The sequence below is a fragment of the Nocardiopsis sp. TNDT3 genome (genome assembly GCF_003427465.1).
Classification (GTDB): Bacteria; Actinomycetota; Actinomycetes; order Streptosporangiales; family Streptosporangiaceae; genus Nocardiopsis; species Nocardiopsis dassonvillei.
Genome location: NZ_QPFC01001041.1, coordinates 1 through 3,646 on the forward strand (window position 1 = coordinate 1; position 3,646 = coordinate 3,646).

Genomic DNA, 3,646 nt, shown 5'->3' on the forward strand with positions numbered 1-3,646 from the left:
CCCCGCCGCCGTCCCCCCGTCAGTCGGCCCCGGACACCTCCACCGGGGCGTGACCGCGCTCGGTCCGCCACCAGCGGCCCACCCCGACCTCGCGCAGGAACGCGTGGTCGTGGCTGGCCACCAGCAGGGCACCCCGGTAGTCCGCGAGGGCCTCGGCCAGCTGCCGCTGGCTGTCCAGGTCGAGGCTGTTGGTGGGCTCGTCCAGCACCAGCAGCCGGGGAGGCTCGTCCGCCAGCAGCAGCCGGGCCAGCGCCACCCGGAACCGCTCGCCGCCGGAGAGGTCGCCCGCCCTCTGGTCCACCCGGTCCCCGCGGATGAGGAAGCGGGCCAGACCGGCCCGCACCCGGTGCGGCGTGGCGGAGGGCGCCGCCGCGCGCACGTTGTCGAGCACGCTCAGGCCGTCGTCCAGCACGTCCAGCCGCTGCGGAAGGTAGCCGATCCGGTCGGCGGCGTGCACCACCTCGGCCTGCGGGTGGCGCCCCCGGCCGACCACGGCCCGCAGCAGGGTGGTCTTGCCGGACCCGTTGGGCCCGACCAGCGCCACCCGTTCGGGCCCGCGCAGGTACAGCCGCCCGCCGCCCGGAGTGCCCAGCTCCAGGACGCCGTGTCCGGCCGGGACCCCGGTGCCGGGCAGGGCGACGCGGATGGCGTCGTCGTCGCGGACGGCGTCCTCCGCCCGGCCCAGCTCCTCCCTGGCCCCGACCAGCTTGGCCTCCTGCATGACGCGGTGCTTGCCCGCCGCCACCTGGGCGTCGCGCTTGCGCTGCTTCATGACCACGCGGGGCTCGCGCTTGGTGTCGTACATCTTCTTGCCGTAACGCACCCGCCTGGCCAGCTTGACCTGGGCGTCGGCGAGCTGGCGCTTCTCGCGGCGCACGTCGGCCTCGGCCACGCGCACCATGCGCCGGGCCGCCTCCTGCTCGGCGGCGAGCTGCTCGGTGTAGGCGGAGTAGTTGCCGCCCCACACGCGCACCCTCCCTTCCCGGAGTTCGGCGATCTGGTCGACGCGTTCCAGGAGTTCGCGGTCGTGGCTGACCACGACGAGCACCCCCTGCCAGGACGCGACCGCGTCGTGGAGCCGCTCCCGGGCGCGGCGGTCCAGGTTGTTGGTGGGCTCGTCCAGCAGGGTGACGGCGGGGCGGCGCAGCGCCAGCCCCGCGAGCGCGACCAGCACGGCCTCCCCTCCGGAGAGGGTGCCGACGGGGCGGTCCAGCGGGGCGTCCCCCGTCAGGGCGACGCCGAACCGTTCGAGCTGGGCCAGGGCGCGTTCCTCCACGTCCCAGTCCTCGCCGACGGCGGCGAAGTTCGCCTCGGTGGCCTCGCCCGCCTCGATGGCGTGCAGCGCGGTGCGGGCCCGGTCGACGCCCAGCAGTTCGGCGACGGTGCGGCCGGTGTCCAGGGTCAGTCCCTGGTCCAGGTAGCCGACGTCGCCGTCCACGGCCACCGTGCCCGACGCCGGGGTCAGCCGCCCCGCGACGAGGCGGAGCAGGGTGGACTTGCCGCTGCCGTTGCGGCCGACCAGCCCGGTCCGCCCGGTGCCGAAGGCGGCGTCCAGACCGGTCAGGACGGGCGTGCCGTCGGGCCAGGCGAAGGACAGACCCGTGCAGACGACGGAGAAGGCGGAAGACATGCGGACCTCTCGATGGTGGTGGAGAACTGCCGGGGACCCTGGGTGCGGCGGAAGCGGCCCATCGTGATCTCCTCCTTCGAGAGGGCTTGATGCGACTGTTGTCGCGATAAGGAGCATGGCACACGAAGACAGCAAATGCAACTAGAGTTGCGTTATGACCTCTGACACGGGAACCCCGGGCGCCGCCAGACCCGGCGGCCGCACCGCGCGCAACACCGCCGCCGTACTCCAGGCCACCCTCGACGAGCTGGGCGAACACGGCTACGCAGGACTCACCGCCGAACGCGTCGCCACCCGCTCCGGCGTGCACAAGGCCACCGTCTACCGCCGCTGGGGAGGAGTGGACGGACTCCTGTCCGCGGCGCTGGAGTGGTCCACCAACCGCGACTGGGCACCCGAGCGCACCGGCTCCCTGCGCACCGACCTGCGGGCCCTCAACGCGACCGTGCTGCACGGCTTCACCGAGGCCCCCGAGGGCGCGATGTCCGCGGCCTCCATCGCGGCCGCCTTCGCCTCCCCGCGCGTGGCCGGGGCACTGCGCGTGTTCATGGCCGACCGCCACGCGCGCGCCGCCGTCCTGGTGACCGAGGCCGTCGCCCGGGGCGAGGCCCCCGAGGGCACCGACGCCGAGGAGGTGGTGCGCTCGGCGATCGCACCGGTCTACTACCGCCTCTTCGTCAGCCGCGAACCCGTCACGTCCGCCGACCTGGACCTGGCCGCCCTGGTCACCGCCGAGGCCGCCGCCCGGGGCGCCTTCGTCCGCAGGTCCTGAACCCGGCGCCGCCCCAGCGCCCCGGACCGAACGCGGGAGAGCCCGCCGCCCGGGGCGCCTTCCGCATGCCCTGAACCCGGCCCGGACGCGGAATCGCCGAGGCGGGCCCGGTGTCCGGCCCAGGCGGGTAGGAAAGCACGGCACCGCCCGCGGACCCCCTGCTCCCCCGGGCACCGCGCCTCCTCTTGCACACCGTTCCCGTACGCCGTACTGTACGGCTTACGGAAACCAGGATCCCCCACTGGACGGATGGAGAGCCATGACCTTCCTCGTCGCCGGAGCCACCGGCAACGTCGGCCGCCACGTCGTCGGGCAGCTGCTCGGCGCCGGACACCCCGTACGCGCGCTGACCCGCTCCCCCGACCGGGCCCGCCTGCCCGAGGGCGCGCAGGTCGTCGGCGGCGACCTCACCGACCCGGACGGCCTCGCCCCGCACCTCGAAGGGGTCACGGGTCTGCACCTGATCACCTTCGGCGGGGACGACTACAGCCCCCTCACCTCGGCGCCGCGCCTGGTCGAACTCGCCGAGAAGGCGGGCGTGCGCAGGGTGTCGGTGCTGTGCGACTTCTACCCGGGACCTGTGGAGGAGGCCCTGGCCGCGAGCGGCCTGGCCTGGACCCTGCTCCAGCCGGTCGAGTTCATGGCCAACACCCTGGAATGGGCCGGCTCCGTGCGCGCGGAGGGCGTGGTCCGCGAGGCGCGCACCGCGCCCAGCGCCCTGGTCCACGAGGCCGACATCGCCTCCGTCGCGGTCACCGCCCTCACCGGGGACGGTCACGGCGGCCGCGCCTACCCCCTCACCGGCCCCGAGGCGCTGACCCCGGCGGAGCGGGTGGCCGTGCTCTCGCGCGGGATCGGCCGCGAGGTCGGACTGGTCCGCCTCACCCTGGAGGAGGAGGCCGAGCGGCTGCGCGCCCTGGGCCACGACGAGGAGTACGTGGCCTTCGGCCTCCAGCTGGCCACCGACCCGCCCGAGGTCGGCACCAGGGTCCAGGACACCGTCGAGCGGGTCACGGGCAGGCCCGCGCGCACCTTCGCCGAGTGGGTCGGGGAGAACGCGGACGCCTTCCGCCCGCGGTCCTGACCGCGGGACGACGGTCTCGGTGACATTCCCAGCGGGCACCTTCCGCCCACGGGCTTGACCGGGCGGGGCCCTTGACGGGTCCGGCAGCTCGGGCGGACGCCTTTCGCCCGCGGGACCGACCCGCGGACCGCCGCGTCCGGCCGGGCCCCCGGCCGGACGC

At 75.2% G+C, this 3,646-nt stretch carries 3 protein-coding genes; 2 read left to right on the forward strand and 1 reads right to left on the reverse strand.

All coding sequences use genetic code 11. The annotated features are described in order from the left end of the window. Positions 1 to 19: 19 nt before the first annotated feature. Positions 20 to 1,630 (reverse strand): ABC-F family ATP-binding cassette domain-containing protein, encoded by a 1,611-nt coding sequence (locus DQW06_RS23495; protein ID WP_117199325.1) that lies wholly within the window; start codon positions 1,628 to 1,630, stop codon positions 20 to 22. Positions 1,631 to 1,784: 154 nt separating this feature from the next. On the opposite strand from DQW06_RS23495, the gene DQW06_RS23500 reads away from it, so the two are divergent. Beyond that, on the forward strand, positions 1,785 to 2,402 hold the full coding sequence (locus tag DQW06_RS23500; RefSeq protein ID WP_013155678.1) for a TetR/AcrR family transcriptional regulator: 618 nt from the start codon (positions 1,785 to 1,787) through the stop codon (positions 2,400 to 2,402). 259 nt (positions 2,403 to 2,661) lie between these two features. Further along, a complete protein-coding gene (locus tag DQW06_RS23505; RefSeq protein WP_071623050.1) occupies positions 2,662 to 3,486 on the forward strand; it encodes an NAD(P)H-binding protein in 825 nt (274 codons plus the stop codon). The last annotated feature ends 160 nt before the right edge of the window (positions 3,487 to 3,646 follow it).

Bases quoted from the DNA above. Each gene is read 5' to 3' on its own strand.
- DQW06_RS23500 (WP_013155678.1), top strand. From the start codon at position 1,785: ATGACCTCTGACACGGGAACCCCGGGCGCCGCCAGACCCGGCGGCCGC.
- DQW06_RS23495 (WP_117199325.1), bottom strand. From the start codon at position 1,630: ATGTCTTCCGCCTTCTCCGTCGTCTGCACGGGTCTGTCCTTCGCCTGG.
- DQW06_RS23505 (WP_071623050.1), top strand. From the start codon at position 2,662: ATGACCTTCCTCGTCGCCGGAGCCACCGGCAACGTCGGCCGCCACGTC.